Source organism: Pseudomonas sp. FSL R10-2189 (assembly GCF_009600325.1).
In the GTDB taxonomy this organism is placed as follows: Bacteria; Pseudomonadota; Gammaproteobacteria; order Pseudomonadales; family Pseudomonadaceae; genus Aquipseudomonas; species Aquipseudomonas helleri.
The window spans coordinates 36,192-54,145 of record NZ_WIVZ01000022.1 but is presented as its reverse complement, the minus strand read 5'-3'; the positions used below and the strand labels follow the sequence as shown (position 1 = coordinate 54,145).

At 61.0% G+C, this 17,954-nt stretch carries 15 protein-coding genes; 10 read left to right on the top strand and 5 right to left on the bottom strand.

Annotated features, from left to right (window positions below):
- Positions 1–135: 135 nt before the first annotated feature.
- The 5 genes from GHO32_RS16575 (at position 136) to GHO32_RS16555 (ending at position 4,713) form a co-directional block, all read left to right on the top strand.
- On the top strand, positions 136–1,566 hold the full coding sequence (locus GHO32_RS16575; RefSeq protein WP_153335324.1) for a coniferyl aldehyde dehydrogenase: 1,431 nt from the start codon (positions 136–138) through the stop codon (positions 1,564–1,566).
- Positions 1,567–1,588: 22 nt separating this feature from the next.
- Positions 1,589–2,134, top strand: coding sequence for a twin-arginine translocation pathway signal protein (locus GHO32_RS16570; protein ID WP_123750788.1), 546 nt, complete (start codon positions 1,589–1,591; stop codon positions 2,132–2,134).
- A gap of 34 nt (positions 2,135–2,168) precedes the next feature.
- Complete coding sequence (locus tag GHO32_RS16565; protein WP_153335325.1) at positions 2,169–3,764, top strand: GMC family oxidoreductase; 1,596 nt, start codon at positions 2,169–2,171, stop codon at positions 3,762–3,764.
- A gap of 115 nt (positions 3,765–3,879) precedes the next feature.
- On the top strand, positions 3,880–4,362 hold the full coding sequence (gene coaD, locus GHO32_RS16560) for a pantetheine-phosphate adenylyltransferase (RefSeq protein WP_047278434.1): 483 nt from the start codon (positions 3,880–3,882) through the stop codon (positions 4,360–4,362).
- 99 nt (positions 4,363–4,461) lie between these two features.
- A complete protein-coding gene (locus GHO32_RS16555) occupies positions 4,462–4,713 on the top strand; it encodes a YfhL family 4Fe-4S dicluster ferredoxin (RefSeq protein ID WP_003213796.1) in 252 nt (83 codons plus the stop codon).
- Between the two features lie 88 nt (positions 4,714–4,801).
- On the opposite strand, the gene mutM is transcribed toward GHO32_RS16555, so the two are convergent.
- Together mutM and GHO32_RS16545 are read right to left on the bottom strand one after the other, a co-directional pair.
- Complete coding sequence (gene mutM / locus GHO32_RS16550) at positions 4,802–5,614, bottom strand: bifunctional DNA-formamidopyrimidine glycosylase/DNA-(apurinic or apyrimidinic site) lyase (RefSeq protein ID WP_048385129.1); 813 nt, start codon at positions 5,612–5,614, stop codon at positions 4,802–4,804.
- Positions 5,615–6,427: an HDOD domain-containing protein gene (locus GHO32_RS16545; protein ID WP_262125094.1), complete on the bottom strand. Its 813-nt coding sequence runs from the start codon at positions 6,425–6,427 to the stop codon at positions 5,615–5,617.
- A 201-nt stretch (positions 6,428–6,628) separates the two neighbouring features.
- On the opposite strand from GHO32_RS16545, the gene GHO32_RS16540 reads away from it, so the two are divergent.
- Positions 6,629–7,825, top strand: coding sequence for a class I SAM-dependent rRNA methyltransferase (locus GHO32_RS16540; RefSeq protein WP_153335327.1), 1,197 nt, complete (start codon positions 6,629–6,631; stop codon positions 7,823–7,825).
- 102 nt (positions 7,826–7,927) lie between these two features.
- Here the strand turns inward: GHO32_RS16540 and GHO32_RS16535 are convergent, their stop codons facing one another.
- Positions 7,928–9,613 (bottom strand): DUF4153 domain-containing protein, encoded by a 1,686-nt coding sequence (locus GHO32_RS16535; RefSeq protein WP_153335328.1) that lies wholly within the window; start codon positions 9,611–9,613, stop codon positions 7,928–7,930.
- Between the two features lie 293 nt (positions 9,614–9,906).
- Here GHO32_RS16535 and ilvD point away from each other — a divergent pair, with 293 nt between their 5' ends.
- Positions 9,907–11,754 (top strand): dihydroxy-acid dehydratase, encoded by a 1,848-nt coding sequence (gene ilvD / locus GHO32_RS16530; protein ID WP_153335329.1) that lies wholly within the window; start codon positions 9,907–9,909, stop codon positions 11,752–11,754.
- 61 nt (positions 11,755–11,815) lie between these two features.
- On the opposite strand, the gene GHO32_RS16525 is transcribed toward ilvD, so the two are convergent.
- Positions 11,816–12,871, bottom strand: coding sequence for a phosphorylcholine phosphatase (locus GHO32_RS16525; protein WP_048385137.1), 1,056 nt, complete (start codon positions 12,869–12,871; stop codon positions 11,816–11,818).
- 228 nt (positions 12,872–13,099) lie between these two features.
- Here GHO32_RS16525 and GHO32_RS16520 point away from each other — a divergent pair, with 228 nt between their 5' ends.
- Positions 13,100–14,491 (top strand): L-cystine transporter, encoded by a 1,392-nt coding sequence (locus GHO32_RS16520; protein ID WP_123750781.1) that lies wholly within the window; start codon positions 13,100–13,102, stop codon positions 14,489–14,491.
- Between the two features lie 92 nt (positions 14,492–14,583).
- Here GHO32_RS16520 and GHO32_RS16515 read toward each other — a convergent pair whose 3' ends face one another.
- Positions 14,584–15,096 (bottom strand): dihydrofolate reductase, encoded by a 513-nt coding sequence (locus tag GHO32_RS16515; RefSeq protein WP_153335330.1) that lies wholly within the window; start codon positions 15,094–15,096, stop codon positions 14,584–14,586.
- 98 nt (positions 15,097–15,194) lie between these two features.
- Here GHO32_RS16515 and GHO32_RS16510 point away from each other — a divergent pair, with 98 nt between their 5' ends.
- Entirely contained in the window at positions 15,195–16,574 is a 1,380-nt protein-coding gene (locus tag GHO32_RS16510) for a DUF2868 domain-containing protein (protein ID WP_368668323.1), read from the top strand.
- On the top strand, positions 16,567–17,931 hold the full coding sequence (locus GHO32_RS16505) for a GTPase/DUF3482 domain-containing protein (RefSeq protein WP_153337876.1): 1,365 nt from the start codon (positions 16,567–16,569) through the stop codon (positions 17,929–17,931). The genes GHO32_RS16510 and GHO32_RS16505 overlap by 8 nt, the downstream gene beginning before the upstream one ends.
- Positions 17,932–17,954: the final 23 nt, after the last annotated feature.

The window sequence follows — 17,954 nt, the reverse complement described above, 5'->3', positions numbered from 1 at the left end:
CGAAAAACATCTTAAAGCCTAACCACCGTGGCTCAAACAGCCCGAGTGGCAGACCCCCAATTGACAACATAGAGCGCAGGCTCTAAAAACATCTTTGCGCTTACGAGCACCCCAACCATCCGCAGGGAGCGAACGATGTCTACCGACAGTGCCCACCGACACAGTTCCTCAACCTCAATGGATGATCTCCATAATATTATCGGTCTGCAACGAAAGGCCTACTCGGATCACCCTTGCCCACCAATAGCACAGCGACAGCAATGGTTGAAGAGCCTGCGAGTATTGCTGAGCCGTGAGCGTGAGGTGTTGATCGACGCCATCAGCCAGGACTTCAGCCACCGCAGCACCGACGAAACCTTGTTTGCCGAGTTGATGCCCAGCCTGCAGGGCATTGACTACACCCTCAAACACCTAAAACGCTGGATGAAACCGTCACGGCGCCACGTGGGCGTGATGTTCCAGCCCGCCAGCGCCAAGGTGGTGTATCAGCCCGTGGGCGTGGTGGGTGTAATCGTGCCGTGGAACTACCCGCTGTATTTGGCCATGGGGCCTTTGATCGGCGCCTTGGCGGCGGGCAACCGAGTGATGCTCAAACTCAGTGAGTACACGCCCGCCACCGGCCGTTTGCTCAAAGACCTGCTGGGGCGGATTTTCCCCGAAGACATGGTCGCCGTGGTGTTGGGCGACGCCGAAGTGGCGATGGGGTTTTCCGGACTGGCCTTCGATCACCTGCTGTTCACCGGCTCGACCCATGTCGGCAAGCAGGTGATGCGTGCCGCCGCCGATAACCTGACCCCGGTGACGCTGGAGTTGGGCGGCAAATCCCCTGCGATCGTTTCGGCTGGGGTGCCGCTCAAAGACGCCGCCCGGCGCATCGCCTGGGGCAAAACCCTGAACGCCGGGCAAACCTGTATCGCGCCCGACTATGTGCTGGTGCCGCACGAGCGGGTCGACGGGTTTATCGAGGCTTACCGCCAGGCCGTACTCGATTTTTATCCAACGCTGGCCGACAACCCGGACTACACCGCCATCATCAGCGAGCGCCAATTGGCGCGGCTTGAACACCTGCAAACAGACGCCTGCGAAAAAGGCGCCCGGCTGATGCCGCTCTATGCCCAAGGCCAGGGCCGGCGCATGCCCCACGCGTTGCTGCTGGATGTGAACGACCAGATGCAGGTCATGCAGGACGAGATCTTCGGCCCGCTGCTGCCTGTTGTCGCCTACAGCACGCTCGATGAAGCGCTTGCCTACATCAACTCAAGACCTCGCCCGCTCGCGCTCTATTACTTCGGATACAACAAGGCCGAACAACAGCGCGTCCTCCAAGACACTCACTCGGGCGGCGTCTGCATTAACGACACGCTGCTGCACGTGGCCATCGACGACCTGCCGTTCGGCGGCATCGGCCACAGCGGCATGGGGCGTTACCACGGCCACGAAGGTTTCCTGACGTTCAGCCACGCCAAAGGGGTGTTGAGCAAACAGCGCTGGAACAGTTCACTGGCGATTTACCCGCCGTATGGCCGGTCGCTGGTGCGCCTGATTCAAAAGCTGTTTATTCGATAGCCTCAAACGGCGAGACCAAGCCATGCCGGAATTTATGGATGAACCGACGCTCCTGTCCCGCCGTGGTGTTTTAAAAGTCGGCCTTTGTGCCTCGGCTTTTCTGGCCACTGCCGGGCTGGGCGCCAGCCTCAGCGGCTGCTCGGCCACTTTCAGCGCCCGGGGTTTTAGGGTGCTGCGCAGTACCGACCTGGTGTTTTTGCAGGCGCTGGTGCCGGTGATGCTGGCGGGCAGCATTTCGCACACATCCCTGCCGGGGGCAACAGACGCCACCTTGCACACGTTGGACAACAACCTGGCCCACCTCTCGCCAGAGCTGCTCAAGCTGACCTTGCAGTTATTTGACGTGCTGGCCATGCCGGTCACTCGCGGCCCGCTCACGGGGCTTTGGAGCAGTTGGGAGAAAACCACCCCCGATCAAATCCGCTACTTCCTGCACCGCTGGCAAAACAGCAGCTTGAGTCTGTTGCGCATGGGCCATGCCTCGCTGCTGCAACTGGTGATGATGAGCGGCTACGAAAAGCCCGAGTTGTGGCCCCATTGCGGGTACCCCGGCCCGCCGACGGTTTGACTCACACAATAATAATTTTTCATGAGACGTCCTTATGCCTGTACCCGATCTATTTCGCGAGGGCCTGGCCCGCGGATGGAAAACCCATAACGGCTCAACCCTCGACAACGACCTGACGCTGGAAGCCGACATCGCCATCATTGGCAGCGGCGCCGGGGGTGGCACGACGGCAGAAATCCTCAGCAACGCGGGCTTTAAAGTGCTGCTGATCGAAGAAGGCCCGCTCAAGACCAGCAGCGATTTCAAGCTGCTCGAAGGCGAGGCCTACACCAACCTGTATCAGGAGGGCGTCGGGCGCATGAGCAAAGACGGCGCCATCAGCATCCTGCAAGGCCGCGCGGTGGGCGGGACTACCTTGGTCAACTGGACCTCCAGTTTTCGCACCCCGGCGCCGACGCTGGAGCACTGGGCCCGCGAGCACGCGGTCAGCGGCCACAGTGAAGAGGCCATGGCGCCCTGGTTTGCGCAGATGGAGCAACGACTCGGCGTGGCCCCGTGGTTGGTCCCGCCCAACGCCAACAACGAGGTGATCCGCACCGGCTGTGAAAAGCTCGGCTACCACTGGCATGTAATCCCGCGCAATGTGCGCGGCTGCTGGAACCTGGGGTATTGCGGCATGGGCTGCCCGACCAATGCCAAGCAGTCGATGCTGGTGACGACCATCCCCGCGACCCTCGAAAACGGCGGCGAGCTGCTGTACCTGGCCCGCGCCCAGCGCTTGTTGATCACAGGCGATCACATCACCGGCCTGGAATGCCAGGCCATGGACAGGCGCAGCGTGGCGCCCACAGGCTGCACCATTACGGTCAAGGCGCGGCATTACGTGCTGGCCGGCGGCGGTATCAACAGCCCCGGCCTGCTGCTGCGCTCAGAGGCGCCCGACCCGTACAGGCGAGTGGGCAAGCGCACGTTTCTGCACCTGGTCAACTTCTCGGCTGCGCAGTTTCCGACAGCGATCAATCCGTTTTATGGCGCACCGCAGTCGATTTACACGGACCACTTTCAGTGGCAAGACGGCGCCACCGGCCCCATGGGTTACAAGCTCGAAGTCCCGCCCTTGCACCCGGCGCTGGCCGCCACCTTGTTTGGCGGCTACGGCGAAACCAACGCCGAACACATGGCGCAATTGCCCAACACCCACATGATGCTGGCCCTGATGCGCGACGGTTTTCACCCCGACAGCCCCGGCGGCAACGTTGAATTACGCAGTGACGGCAGCCCCGTGCTCGATTACAGCGTCACGCCCTATAGCTGGGACGGGCTCAGGCGGGCGTTCCACAGCATGGCCGAGATCCAGTTTGCCGCCGGGGCCAGCGCCGTGATGCCGTTGCACAGCGATGCGCGCTACCTCAAAACCCAGGGCGAAACCCGCGAGCACATCAATAACCTGAGCCTTGAACTGTACCGAACGCGCCTGGCCAGCGCCCATGTGATGGGCGGCTGCGCCATGGGGGAGAACCCGCACATGGCGGTCACCGACAGCCTTGGCCGCCATCATCAGTTACGCAATCTGTCGATCCATGATGGCTCTTTGTTCCCCACCAGCATCGGTGCCAACCCACAATTGTCGGTGTACGCACTCACCGCCAAACTCGCCACAGAGCTGGCCCAACGACTTAAAAATCCGTGAAAAAGGAGTTAACTGGCGGCGTCTATAGTGCTTTCTTCTTAAATTGGCGACTTGGCCGACCGGGAATGCTGCGATACCATCCGACTCCCCAACGGATTCCCGCCAGGACGACGCGATGAACCGAGTGTTGTACCCAGGTACATTTGACCCCATTACCAAGGGCCATGGCGATCTGGTCGAGCGTGCCTCGCGCCTGTTCGATCACGTGATCATTGCGGTCGCGGCCAGCCCCAAAAAAAACCCGCTTTTCCCTCTGGAACAGCGCGTTGAGCTGGCGCGTGAGGTCACCAAGCACCTGCCCAATGTCGAGGTAGTCGGCTTCTCGACGCTGCTTGCGCACTTCGCCAAAGAGCAGAACGCCAATGTGTTTCTGCGTGGCCTGCGTGCCGTGTCGGACTTCGAATACGAGTTTCAGCTGGCGAACATGAATCGCCAATTGGCCCCCGACGTCGAAAGCCTGTTTCTGACGCCGTCCGAGCGCTATTCGTTTATATCGTCGACGTTAGTCCGTGAAATCGCGGCTTTGGGCGGCGATATCAGCAAGTTTGTCCACCCGGCTGTGGCTGACGCCCTGACCGAGCGGTTTCGCAAGAAGTAACCGCTGAAGCGGCGCCCGCGTGCACTGCGGGCGCCAATGCGGCACAATTGCCGCATTCGATTTTAGTTGCCCGGGCAAACTGCCCCGGCCGGAGTACCCATGTCCCTGATCATCACCGACGATTGCATTAACTGCGACGTCTGCGAACCCGAGTGTCCGAACGCTGCTATTTCCCAGGGTGAAGAGATCTACGTGATCGACCCGAACCTGTGCACCCAGTGCGTAGGCCACTACGACGAGCCGCAGTGCCAGCAGGTGTGCCCGGTTGACTGCATCCCGCTGGATGAAGCCCACCCGGAAACCGAAGAACAGCTGATGGAAAAATACCGGCTGATCACGGGTAAGGCGTAAGGCTTACCTCTGTAGGAGCGAGCTTGCCTCGCGATCTTTTAAACCATCAAAAGATCGCGAGACAAGCTCGCTCCTACAGGGTTTGGGGTTACTTCTGGCAGCGCGGGCAGAACACGCTGGCTCGCTGGCCCAGTTTGACCTCGCGCAGTTCGGTGCCGCAGACCTTGCACGCCTCATAGGCACGGCCGTACACGAACAGCTCCTGCTGGAAGTAACCCGGCTGGCCGTCACCGCCGATAAAGTCGCGCAGCGTGGTGCCGCCCCGCTCTATCGCCGCCGCCAGAATCCGCTTGATCTCAATCGCCAGCTTTAAATAACGCGCCCGCGAAATGCTCCCGGCCTCGCGGCGCGGGTCAATGCCTGCGGCAAACAACGCTTCTGTCGCATAGATATTGCCCACGCCTACCACCACGGCGTTGTCCATGATGAAGGGCTTGACCGCCATCGAACGCTTGCGTGACAGCTGGAACAACCGCTCGCCATCAAACAGGTCGGTCAACGGCTCCGGCCCCAGCTTGATCAGCAGTTCGTGGTTCAGCGGGTCAAGGCTCCAGAGCATCGCGCCAAAGCGTCGCGGGTCGGTGTAGCGCAAGGCCAGCCCCGACTCCAGTTCAATGTCGACGTGCTCATGCTTGAGCGCCGGCAGGCCCGCTTCGACCAGACGCAAATTGCCCGACATGCCCAAGTGGCTGATCAACGTTCCGACTTCGGCGTTGATCAGCAAATACTTGGCGCGGCGCTCAACCTGCACGATTTTCTGCCCGGACAAACGCACATCCAGGTCTTCGGGGATCGGCCAGCGCAGACGCCGGTCACGCACAATGACCCGGCTGACCCGCTGCCCTTCAAGGTGCGGGGCAATGCCCCGGCGGGTGGTTTCGACTTCTGGTAATTCAGGCATCTAGTCAGCCCCTAACTCGCGGATACTTTCTTTAACGTTCTCGAAGTCATACTCGGACAAACCAATGTAGTCCAGCACCAGATGGCTGATGCTGTTCCATTCATGGTCTTCACGCTGGTTGCCGAGGACTTTGGACGACGCACAGATATGCTCGGCCATTTTCAGCACCGCCAGCAGGTTTTTCAGCGGGCCGTTGCGCGAGGACTCGTCGCTGAAAATAGCCAGCGCATTGTGGTGGTTGGCAATCGCCTCGGTCAGGTGCCCCGGCAAGCGCCAGGATTTGGCCGTGTAGTAGCCGACCACCGCATGGTTGGTGTTGAAGTGGCGGTTTTCCGTGTCCACCACGCGACGGCCAGGGCCTGCATTGGCGTAGCCCTGTTCCAGCACGTGCATGTAATCGGGGAAGCGCTTGAGCATCAGCGGGATGCCGCAATCGTGAAACAAGCCCAGCGCATAGGCTTCATCGGGCGCCGACATGCCGGTGCGCTTGGCCAGGCTGAGGCTGGTCATGGCAACGTCCTGGGCGGTGTCCCAGAAACGGTTGAGGGTGACGATGGTGTCGTCACCCATCTCGCCCTTGATCGACTGCGCATTGATCAGGTTGATGACTGTGCGGCTGCCCAGCAGCGTGACTGCGCGACGAATCGAAGCGATTTTGTTGGTCAGGCCGTAGTACGGCGAGTTGACGATTTTAAGCAGCGCACCCGACAAGCCAGGGTCCTGAGCGATCAAGCGCGCAATCACCTCAAGGTCCGGGTCCGGCATGTACTGCTCCATCTGCAAATCCACCATGATTTGCGGTTGAGGCGGCACGCTGATGCCTTGCAAAGCCTGACTGATCTGTTGCGATGAAAGCTCTGGGGGCATGTCTGCACACTCTGGAATAGGCGGCGATTCTAGCGGAATTTTCTGCGCGAATGGGCGCGCGATCCGACGCAATACCGCGAATCAGCCAAGCTTGCAGGCAGCGTCTAAGGCTATAATCGCGCCCTTTTCAATACCCGGAGCGACTTCATGTCCCTGCCAAGCCTGCGCCTTAAAGCCAATGCCGATCGACGCCTGCGCGCCGGCCACTTGTGGGTCTACAGCAACGAAATTGATGTAGCCACCACCCCGCTTAACGGCTTTAAAGCCGGTGACCAAGCGCTGCTCGAAACCGCAGGTGGCAAGCCGCTGGGCATCGTGGCCATGAGCCCGAACAACCTGATCTGCGCGCGCGTGCTGTCGCGTGACATCAAGCTGCCCTTGGACAAGTCGCTGCTGGTTCACCGCCTCAACATGGCCCTGTCCCTGCGTGACCGTCTGTTCGACAAGCCTTACTACCGTCTGGTGTACGGCGATTCCGACATGCTGCCAGGCCTGGTGGTTGACCGTTTCGGCGACATTCTGGTGGTGCAGCTGGCCTCTGCCACCATGGAACGCCACAAAGACGACGTGGTTGCAGCGCTGGTTCAAGTGCTCAAGCCACGCGGCATCCTGTTCAAGAACGACTCGGCAGCCCGCGATGCAGAAGGCCTTGAGCGTTACGTCGAAACCGTCTTCGGTCTGGTACCGGAGTGGGTGGCCCTGGAAGAAAACGGCGTCAAGTTCGAAGCACCGGTCATGGAAGGCCAGAAAACAGGCTGGTTCTACGACCACCGCATGAACCGCGCGCGTTTGGCCCCGTACGTCAAAGGCAAAAAAGTCCTCGACCTGTTCAGCTACATCGGTGGGTGGGGCGTACAGGCAGCGGCGTTCGGCGCCAGCGAAGTGATCTGTGTCGATGCCTCGGGGTTCGCCCTGGACGGCGTTGATCGCAATGCCGCGCTGAACGGCGTGGCCGACAAAGTCACCAGCATGGAAGGCGACGTATTCGAAGCCCTGCGCGAGCTCAAAGCCAACGAAGAGCGCTTTGACGTGATCGTGGCTGACCCGCCTGCCTTCATCAAACGCAAAAAAGACCTGAAAAACGGTGAAGCGGCTTACCGCCGTCTCAACGAGCAAGCCATGCGTTTGCTCAACAAAGACGGGATTCTGGTCAGCGCTTCGTGCTCGATGCACTTGCCGGAAGACGATCTGCAAAACATCCTGCTGACCAGCGCCCGCCATCTGGACCGCAACATCCAGATGCTCGAACGCGGCGGTCAGGGCCCGGACCACCCGGTGCACCCGGCGATTGTCGAAACGCGCTACATCAAGAGCATCACCTGCCGCTTGCTGCCTAACACCTAAACCCCCTTGTGGGAGCGGGCTTGCTCGCGATTGGCACGACACGGTTTAACTGAAAACCGCATCGCCTGCATCGCGAGCAAGCCCGCTCCCACGGGTTTAGCATCAGGGCTTATCCACCCGCGGGCTCAGCACCGCACCGCCGATCTGCAACGACTGGTAACGCGGTTTCACCACCTGGACTTCCCCTTCGCGAATCTTCTTGATCAATTCAAGCGGGTTATCGTCCATTTCATACAACCCGGCACGCAGCCACTTGCCCTGGGCATTGCGCTTGAAAAAGTACAGCGGGCCCGGCCATTCCTGCTTGGGCAACTGCAGCACTTCAAGCTGCCCGTCCTGATCCAGATCGACAGCCCACATCGCACACCCCGGATACCGGCACAGATGGCCAGCCATGCCCAGCGCATCGAACTGCTCGCTGCCTTCCACGCCAGGGCCGATCCACTCCAGTAACCGATCGTTCTGCGCCGCCCCGGCCCGGCCGATCTCGACCTCCTTGAGCCGCTTCAGCAGCACCGCCCGCGCAGGCTCGGTCAGCACCTCACCGCGCTCGACTTGCCCCAGCAACGTTTCATACGCCTGCATGCCCGGCGCGCCCAGGCGAAAGCGCAAGGTGTCGGCATCAAAGGTCTCAACCGGGGTTTTACCGTTGAGCACGCGCTGCACCTGGTTATGCGCACTGAACTTCAACGGGCTGAACCACGGCGTGTGAATGCCCAGCAACAGCACCACGCACGCCAGCGCGATCCACGGGTTGCTGACCCGCAAACTGCCCAACCAACCCGACTTCGAGGCAAACACGGCCCATACCGCCGCCACACAATGGGCGAACACCACCAGCACCAGCAACATCGCCAGCACACGGCTTGGGGTCAGGCCATATTGCTCAATACGTAACCAACTCGAATACCCGGCCAGCACCACCAGCACCGGCAAACACAGCAGGCACAGATCCACCATGCGCACGAGCCACAGCGGGTAGCCGCTGCTTTGATGACCGTCCTGGAACACGCCGTTGAGCAAGAACAGGTTGGCCGCCACCAGGCACACCATGATCGGCGTCGAATAGCCGGTGTCCCAAATGGGCGCCAGACCGCTGAACGGCAAGGTAAACGTGAACACAATGGCGATCATTGAACTGAGCGGCAGCAAAAAGCGGCACAGCGTGAGCAAGATGCCACGCAACAGACCAATCACCCGGTCGTTATCACGGCCCATTTGCAGCCCCAGGGCAAACACCACGGCCGAGCTGACACAGACAAAACCATCGGTAAAAAACAGTTTGTTCAGCGCCACGATGCCGAGCATTTTGAACAGGCTGCCCCACAACAGCAGCAACGCCCAAAACACCGCATTCAGCAGCAAGCCCAGCAGCACGATAAACACCGTGTCCCAGGCATGCCGGAACAAATCTTCATAGCGCGGCATGCGCCCTTCACGGGTCGGCCAACTCAAGATAAACGCCGTACAAATGTAGGCAATGACCACGGCAAAGCAGGACCAGCTACCGCTCATCCAATGGCTGTAAAGCCAGGTTTCGCTGTACTTCCAGAACACCCAGGCACTGATCGCCGTCATCACCCCGGTCAAGCCCAGCACCAGCCAGACGGCGCCTCGCTGGCGCACGTTGTCGCCCAGCAGCAACAGGTTGATCCCGCCCACCAGCACGGCGGTCACCAGCGCGTATTTGATGCCCGGCTCGGCAATGTCACTGGCCAGCCACAGTAAAAGCCCTTGCACCAGGCCAATGGCCAGGCTGGCCTTGACGGATCGTTTGAGGGTTAGCATTCAGAATCCCTGCTGAAAAAACAGCCATCACTCTATCGCCTGAGCATTGCACAGTCGCTTATTTGTGCTTGCACCCGACGGGTTGCCCCATTCCCTCCCACCGCCAGCCGTGTAGAATCGACGCATTCATCGCCAATCATCCCCGGCGGGTTTATGAGCTCAAGCCCAAGCGTGCGGCGATCCCGCAGCGTTCACGGCAACTAGTGGATACGTGGTCATTTTCTGTGTGATCCCCTAGCGATTAGAAGCTCACTTCCCTGTTTGTTACCTGATTAGCCGCCCGGAGTTGTTCCATGCCTGACTATCGTTCCAAGACCTCCACCCACGGCCGCAACATGGCCGGCGCCCGCGCTTTGTGGCGCGCCACGGGGATGAAAGATGCCGACTTCAAAAAGCCGATCATCGCCATTGCCAACTCCTTTACCCAGTTCGTACCCGGCCACGTCCACCTCAAGGACATGGGCCAACTGGTGGCCCGCGAGATCGAGCGGGCTGGCGGCGTTGCCAAAGAATTCAACACCATTGCCGTAGACGACGGCATCGCCATGGGCCACGACGGCATGCTGTATTCGCTGCCGAGCCGCGAGATCATCGCCGACGCCGTCGAGTACATGGTCAACGCCCACTGCGCCGACGCCATTGTGTGTATTTCCAACTGCGACAAAATCACCCCTGGCATGCTGATGGCCGCACTGCGCCTCAACATCCCGGTGATTTTCGTGTCGGGCGGGCCAATGGAAGCGGGCAAAACCAAGCTCGCCAGCCACGGCCTCGACCTGGTCGATGCCATGGTCATCGCCGCCGACTCCAGCGCTTCTGACGAGAAGGTTGCCGAGTACGAGCGCAGCGCCTGCCCAACCTGCGGTTCGTGCTCCGGCATGTTCACCGCCAACTCCATGAACTGCCTGACCGAAGCCCTGGGCCTGGCCTTGCCGGGCAACGGTTCGACCCTGGCGACCCACAGCGACCGCGAGCAACTATTCCTGCAGGCAGGTCGCACCATCGTCGACCTGTGCCGCCAGTACTACGTCGAAAACGACGAATCGGTATTGCCGCGCAACATCGCCAACTTCAAGGCGTTCGAAAACGCCATGACGCTGGACATCGCCATGGGCGGCTCGACCAACACCATCCTGCACTTGCTGGCCGCGGCCCAAGAGGCCGAGATCGACTTCGACCTCAAAGACATCGACCGCCTGTCGCGCCATGTGCCGCAGCTGTGCAAAGTGGCGCCGAACATCCAGAAGTACCACATGGAAGACGTGCACCGCGCTGGCGGCATTTTCTCCATCCTCGGCTCGCTGGCCCGTGGCGGCTTGCTGCACACCGACTTGCCGACCGTACACAGCGCGACCATGGCGGATGCCATCGCCAAGTGGGACATCACCCAGACCGACGACGAAGCCGTGCACACGTTCTTCCGTGCAGGCCCTGCCGGTATCCCGACGCAGACCGCGTTCAGCCAGTCAACCCGCTGGGACACCCTGGACGACGACCGTGAAAACGGCTGCATCCGCAGTGTCGAGCACGCCTACTCGCAAGAAGGTGGCCTGGCCGTGCTGTACGGCAACATCGCGCTGGACGGTTGCGTGGTGAAAACCGCCGGTGTTGACGAGTCGATCCACGTGTTCGAAGGCAACGCCAAGATCTTTGAAAGCCAGGACAGCGCCGTGCGCGGCATTCTGGCTGATGAAGTGAAGGCCGGTGACATCGTGATCATCCGTTACGAAGGCCCTAAAGGCGGCCCGGGCATGCAAGAGATGCTGTACCCGACGTCGTACCTGAAATCCAAAGGCCTGGGCAAAGCCTGCGCCTTGCTGACCGACGGCCGTTTCTCGGGCGGCACCTCGGGTCTGTCCATCGGCCACGCTTCGCCAGAAGCCGCCGCCGGTGGTGCGATTGGTCTGGTACAAGATGGCGACAAAGTGCTGATCGACATTCCGAACCGCTCGATCAACCTGTTGGTCAGCGACGAAGAGCTGGCGGCACGCCGTGTTGAGCAGGACAAAAAAGGCTGGAAGCCGGTTGAAGTGCGCCCACGCAAAGTCACCACCGCCCTCAAGGCCTACGCCTTGCTGGCCACAAGCGCCGACAAGGGCGCGGTGCGTGATAAGGCGCTGTTGGACAAATTGGTGCCATAAGCCAACGCGTTACACAAAAATCCCGGCCATGTGCCGGGATTTTTGTTTGATACATCTGCGTTTACTGAATTTCGTCTGGTTTGACGATCACCCAGTTTTTGTCCGCCGTCACTGGCAGGCCGGCTTTGGCCTGGGCCGCGGCGTTTTTGGCAATCATGCCTTGCAACTGCGCCATGTATTTGTCTTTGCGGTTTATCCACAGGTGGATCCCGCCTTTGTCCACGTCAACGCTGTGGAACAACATGTAACCGTCACTCGATGGCGTATCGCCGCCCACCAGCACCGGCTTTTTCCATTGGTCGATGTAGGTCAGGATCGCCGCCTGTTTGCCTGCCATCCAGGTGGCCGGGGTCCAGAGGTAAGGCGTGAGTTCCAGGCCCATGTTGGCTTCTTCGTTGTACGTGCCCGCGCTGATCTGTTTACGCGCCGTGGTCAGCTCGCCGGTGTCGCGGTTTTTCAGCAGGGTGCTGACACCAATGACGTTCTGCGGTTTGACGTTGTAGCCGTACTTGGGATCGGCCGCGACCATGCGCACCAGCTCTTCTGAAGCGGCGGTCATGACATACACGTCGATGCCGTTTTCCATCAGCTTGTTGAACAGTTCAACCTGACCGGCAAACACCTTGGGCGGCTGGATTTCAGCGGTCTTGACCGTGTCGCCTTCGTAGTAAGACACCGGGATCGGCTGGCCGGACGCCATTAACTCATCCACATAGCCTTTGAGCTGTTGCAGGGTGAAGCCCGAAAACACCTGCGCCACCCACGGGTAGCAGACCATGTCGTCGATTTCGCACAAACGGTAGTAGTAGCTGAACAGGCTTTCCTGATGCTCGGCCGTGTCTTTGAACGGGATCAGCTTGAGCGACGGGTCCAGGCTGTCACGGGTGATCAGGCCGAGGTTTTCCATGTACGGCAACAACGCTTCTTCAAGGTCGTTGCGGTAGCTGGTGTTGTCCATGTCAAAGACCGCGAAGTTTCCCTTGTTCGCGTTGGCCGCAATCATGGCGTTCAGTTGCTTCGCCTGATCGGCCGGCCAGTGTTCCAATTCAGTTGCCAACACCTGCCCGGCCAAGCCCAAACACAGGGTTGCAGCTATCAACTTCGCCGTCAGCCTCATCGACTATGCTCCTTAAGAAAGGCGACGACGCTAGCAAACCTCTGTGACAGTTTTAGCGTGGATGCGACCTCGACCGTCTTGATAACGTCATGCGCTTATTCCAAAAGTGAAGGTAGTCATTCCAGAACGATATATTTCGAGCTATATCAACCTGTTAGCATTTCCGGTTCGAAAATTTTATCGCTTGAAGACGTCACCTGCGTCGTCCCCCTCTCCCCCGGAGCCCTCATGAATGTCCCGCTGATTCTCAATCTGCTGGTGTTCCTCGCGTTGCTGTTCGGCTTGTCGCTGACCCGCCACACCGCGTGGAGCCTGGCTAAAAAAGTCCTGCTGGCGCTGGTTATCGGCGTGCTTTTTGGCTTGGGCTTGCACCTGGTCTACGGCACGGACAGCCAAACCCTGAAAACCTCCATCGGCTGGTTCGAACTGGTCGGCAGTGGCTACGTGCAACTGCTGCAGATGATCGTCATCCCGCTGGTCTTTGCCTCGATCCTGAGTGCCGTGGCGCGCCTGCATAACGCCTCGTCGCTGGGCAAGATCAGTTTCCTGACCATCGGCACGTTGCTGTTTACCACCATGATCGCGGCCCTGGTGGGCATCGGCCTGACCAACCTGTTCGGCCTCACCGCCGATGGCCTGGTCGCGGGCGCTGCCGAAATAAGCCGCCTGCACGTGATCCAGAGCGACTACGCCGGCAAGGTCTCGGACCTCAACGTGCCGCAGTTGCTGCTGTCGTTTATCCCGCAGAACCCGTTCGCTGACCTGGCCCGCGCCAAGCCGACGTCGATCATCAGCGTAGTGATCTTCGCTGCCTTCCTTGGCATTGCCGCCCTGCAACTGTTCAAGGACGAGCCGGAAAAAGGCAGCAAAGTGCTGAACGCCATCGACACCCTGCAAGCTTGGGTGATGCGTCTGGTGCGTCTGGTGATGAAACTGACCCCGTACGGCGTGTTGGCGCTGATGACCAAAGTGGTCGCCACCTCCAACCTGCAAGACATCCTCAAGCTGGGCAGCTTTGTGGTGGTGTCGTACATCGGCCTGGCGCTGATGTTCGTGATTCACGGGGTGATTTTGTCGGTGTCGGGCGTTAACCCGCTGCGCTTCTTCCGCAAAGTCTGGCCGGTGCTGACCTTCGCCTTTACCAGCCGTTCGAGCGCGGCGAGCATCCCGCTGAGCATCGAAGCGCAAACCCGCCGTTTGGGCATTCCGGCTTCGATTGCCAGCTTTGCTGCCTCGTTTGGCGCGACCATCGGGCAAAACGGCTGTGCCGGTCTGTACCCGGCCATGCTCGCGGTGATGGTTGCCCCCACGGTCGGCATCAACCCGCTGGACCCGGTATGGATCGCTTCGTTGGTGGCCATTGTGACCATCAGTTCGGTGGGCGTTGCGGGCGTGGGCGGCGGTGCAACCTTCGCGGCCCTGATCGTGCTGCCGGCCATGGGCTTGCCGGTGTCATTGGTGGCGTTGCTGATCTCGGTCGAACCGTTGATCGACATGGGCCGCACGGCACTGAACGTCAGCGGTTCGATGGTCGCAGGCACAGTCACCAGCCAGGCGTTACACCAGACCGACAAGGCCATTCTGGCCGAAGACGATCATGGTGATCTGGCGCATACGTAACGTAGGAATCTGTGTAGGAGCGAGCTTGCTCGCGATCTTTTGATCTTTAAAAGATCGCGAGCAAGCTCGCTCCTACAGGGGATGTGTCAGCCTTACAGCCTTTCCCACACCTCAAAGCTGAACGCCGGTTTGCCCTCTGCGGCGTCATGCTTGTCTTCTGACACCAACGTCCACTGCGCCTGATCGAACTCAGGAAACCACGCATCCCCTTGCGGGCTCAAATCCACACGCGTCAGGTACAACCGGTCGGCATCCGCCAGCCCCTGGGTGTACAACTGCGCGCCGCCAATCAGCATCAGTTCGCTCACGCCCTGCTCAATGGCCCAGGCTTCGGCGCGCTCGACGGCGGCCTCCAGCGAGGCAAACACTTCGGCACCTTCGAGCTGCAAACCGGTCTGACGACTCACCACCAGGTTCAAGCGCCCCGGCAGCGGGCGGCCCAACGAATCCCAGGTTTTACGACCCATGATGATCGGCTTGCCCAAGGTGGTGGCCTTGAAATATTTGAAGTCCGCCGGCAAATGCCACGGCATGCTGTTGTCGACGCCGATCACGCGGTTTTCACCGAGGGCCGCGATCAGGCTGAGGGGGAGTGATTTTTTCATGCTGCCGAGGATACCAGAGCCGCCCGCGCTGTCAGTACCCCGCCTGACTAACCGGCATTCAGCGGTTATGCTCATGACTCACTTGAATGGAATGTCGCGTGACTGAACTTTCCCCGTTGCAACGTCTTTGGCTGACCGAAACCGTGCGCCTGCGCGAAGAACACGCAGGCCCGCTGGATGATCTGGAAGCCAACCGCCGCGCCCGCAGCAGCGCCGGTGATTTGAGCACACGCCTGCAAAACCGTGCGCTGTGGCTGGCCGAACGCGATGGCCTGGTCACGGCCATGCGCCATTGGCTGCAAGGCTCGCGCCTGGCGCTGCTAGGCCTCGCCGTGCTGGCCGTCATCAGCGGCGGCGGGCTGGCCTTTGCCGCGCTGGGCAATGGGCAAACCCCGGTCAATGTGTTTTGGGCACTCGGCAGCCTGCTCGGCATCAACCTGATCCTGCTGATCAGCTGGCTGCTGGGCCTGCTCTTTGCCGGTGAACACAGCGCCAGCCTCGGGCATTTGTGGCTGTGGCTCAGCGACAAATTTGCCCGCGACGCCAAGGCCGCGCAGTTGGCCCCGGCGTTGCTGCTGGTGCTGCAACGGCAAAAACTCAATCGCTGGGCGCTGGGCACCTTGGTTAATGGTTTGTGGCTGCTGGCAATGCTCAGCGCGCTGACGCTCATGCTCTTGCTGATGGCCACGCGCCGTTACGGCTTTGTCTGGGAAACCACCATTTTGAGCGCCGATGTGTTTGTCAGCGCCACCCGCGCTTTGGGCGTGGTGCCCGGCTGGCTGGGGTTTAGCGGGCCGACCGAAGCGATGATCCGCGCCAGCACCGACACCGCCTACAGCAGCGAAGCCGTGCGTCAGGCCTGGGCCGTGTGGCTGGTGGGCGTAGTCGTGGTCTACGGCGTGTTGCCGCGCCTGTTGCTCGCGGCCTTCTGCCGCTGGCGCTGGATCCGGGGGCGCAACGCGCTGCAACTGGACCTCAACCTGCCCGGCTACAGCCAACTGCGCGAACGCCTGATGCCGAGCAGTGAGCGCCTTGGGGTCAACGACGTGGCCCCCGAGCAGTTGCATAACGTGCACGCCGGGCAGACCGACCTGGACACCGAGGGCGCGCTGATCGTCGCCATCGAGCTGGACGACCAGCACCCGTGGCCGCCCAAACTGCCGAATACGGTCAAAGACGCGGGCATCCTCGACAGCCGCGAATCCCGGCAAAAACTGCTGGAGCAAATGACCCGTTTTCCGCCTGCACGGCTGGCGATTGCCTGCGACCCACGGCGCTCGCCCGACCGGGGCAGCCTTGCGCTGATCGGTGAGCTGGCGCGCAGCGCAGCGTCCACGCGCATCTGGCTGCTGCAAGCACCGCCCGGCCAGGCGCTGGACGCCGACCGCCTGAGCGACTGGCACCACGCCCTGGAAAAACTCGGGCTGCCGTTTGCCACCAGCGCGCCCATCAACTGGCTGGAGACAGGCCATGACTAAGCCACTGACGCTGGCCGTGGTCGGCCACACCAATGTCGGCAAAACCTCGTTGCTGCGTACCCTCACCCGCGATGTCGGCTTTGGCGAAGTGTCCCATCGCCCCAGCACCACCCGGCACGTGGAAGGGGCTAGGTTGTCGGTGGACGGCGAACCGCTGTTGGAGTTGTACGACACGCCGGGGCTGGAAGACGCCATCGCCCTGCTCGACTATCTGGAACGCCTCGACCGCCCCGGCGAACGTCTTGACGGCCCGGCGCGGGTCGCACGTTTTCTCGACGGCAGCGAAGCGCGCCAGCGGTTTGAACAAGAAGCCAAAGTGCTGCGCCAGTTGCTGGCCTCGGACGCCGGACTGTATGTGATCGACGCCCGCGAGCCGGTGCTGGCCAAATACCGCGACGAACTCAGCGTGCTGGCCAGTTGCGGCAAGCCGCTGTTGCCAGTGCTCAACTTTGTCAGCAGCCCGCAGCACCGCGAGCCTGAATGGCGCGACGCCTTGGCCCGGCTCGGCCTGCATGCGTTGGTGCGTTTTGACAGCGTGGCCCCGCCGGAAGACGGCGAGCGGCGCCTGTATGAAAGCCTCGCCTTGCTGCTGGAGCATTCACGCGGCGCGCTGCAACGCTTGATCACTGATCAAGAGGCCCAACGCGAAGCACGCAAACACAGTGCCCTGCGCCTGATCGCGGAACTGTTGATTGACTGCGCCGCGTGCCGACGTAGCGTGGCGAGCGAAAAAACCGTCGAGCAACAGGCCATCAATCAACTGCGCGAAGCAGTTCGCCAACGTGAACAACGCTGCGTCGAGGCGCTGCTCAAGCTGTACGGTTTTCGCCCCCAGGACGCGGCAGCCAGCGACTTGCCGTTGCTGGACGGACGCTGGGGCGACGACTTGTTTAACCCCGAAACCCTCAAGCAATTGGGGGTGCGCGTGGGCAGCGGAATCGCCGCCGGCGCCGCTGCCGGGGCGGGTGTGGACTTGATGGTCGGCGGCCTGACCTTGGGCGCAGCAGCACTGGCCGGGGCGATCGCCGGGGGCGCGCTGCAAACGGCGCGCAGCTATGGCAGCCGCTTGCTGGGCAAACTCAAGGGCCAGCGCGAACTGACCGTGGACGACAGCGTATTGCGCTTGCTGGCCTTGCGTCAGCGCCAATTGCTGCACGCGCTGAACGCACGCGGGCATGCGGCCGTCGACAGCATCCAGGTCGCCACCCCGCAAGAAAAAACCTGGCGCGAAGGCAAACTGCCCGAGCCGCTCAACAAAGCCCGGGCGTACCCGCAATGGTCATCGCTCAACCCGCACCCCAAATTGAGCCAGGCCGAGCGCCAGGAGCAGATCGAGTGGCTGGCCGAGCAAATCTGACTACGGCACCTCTTCTGTGGGAG

Bases quoted from the DNA above. Each gene is read 5' to 3' on its own strand.
- GHO32_RS16535 (WP_153335328.1), bottom strand. From the start codon at position 9,613: ATGCTAACCCTCAAACGATCCGTCAAGGCCAGCCTGGCCATTGGCCTG.
- GHO32_RS16565 (WP_153335325.1), top strand. From the start codon at position 2,169: ATGCCTGTACCCGATCTATTTCGCGAGGGCCTGGCCCGCGGATGGAAA.
- GHO32_RS16555 (WP_003213796.1), top strand. From the start codon at position 4,462: ATGTCCCTGATCATCACCGACGATTGCATTAACTGCGACGTCTGCGAA.
- GHO32_RS16520 (WP_123750781.1), top strand. From the start codon at position 13,100: ATGAATGTCCCGCTGATTCTCAATCTGCTGGTGTTCCTCGCGTTGCTG.
- GHO32_RS16575 (WP_153335324.1), top strand. From the start codon at position 136: ATGTCTACCGACAGTGCCCACCGACACAGTTCCTCAACCTCAATGGAT.
- GHO32_RS16515 (WP_153335330.1), bottom strand. From the start codon at position 15,096: ATGAAAAAATCACTCCCCCTCAGCCTGATCGCGGCCCTCGGTGAAAAC.
- GHO32_RS16570 (WP_123750788.1), top strand. From the start codon at position 1,589: ATGCCGGAATTTATGGATGAACCGACGCTCCTGTCCCGCCGTGGTGTT.
- GHO32_RS16525 (WP_048385137.1), bottom strand. From the start codon at position 12,871: ATGAGGCTGACGGCGAAGTTGATAGCTGCAACCCTGTGTTTGGGCTTG.
- coaD (WP_047278434.1), top strand. From the start codon at position 3,880: ATGAACCGAGTGTTGTACCCAGGTACATTTGACCCCATTACCAAGGGC.
- ilvD (WP_153335329.1), top strand. From the start codon at position 9,907: ATGCCTGACTATCGTTCCAAGACCTCCACCCACGGCCGCAACATGGCC.
- GHO32_RS16540 (WP_153335327.1), top strand. From the start codon at position 6,629: ATGTCCCTGCCAAGCCTGCGCCTTAAAGCCAATGCCGATCGACGCCTG.
- mutM (WP_048385129.1), bottom strand. From the start codon at position 5,614: ATGCCTGAATTACCAGAAGTCGAAACCACCCGCCGGGGCATTGCCCCG.
- GHO32_RS16505 (WP_153337876.1), top strand. From the start codon at position 16,567: ATGACTAAGCCACTGACGCTGGCCGTGGTCGGCCACACCAATGTCGGC.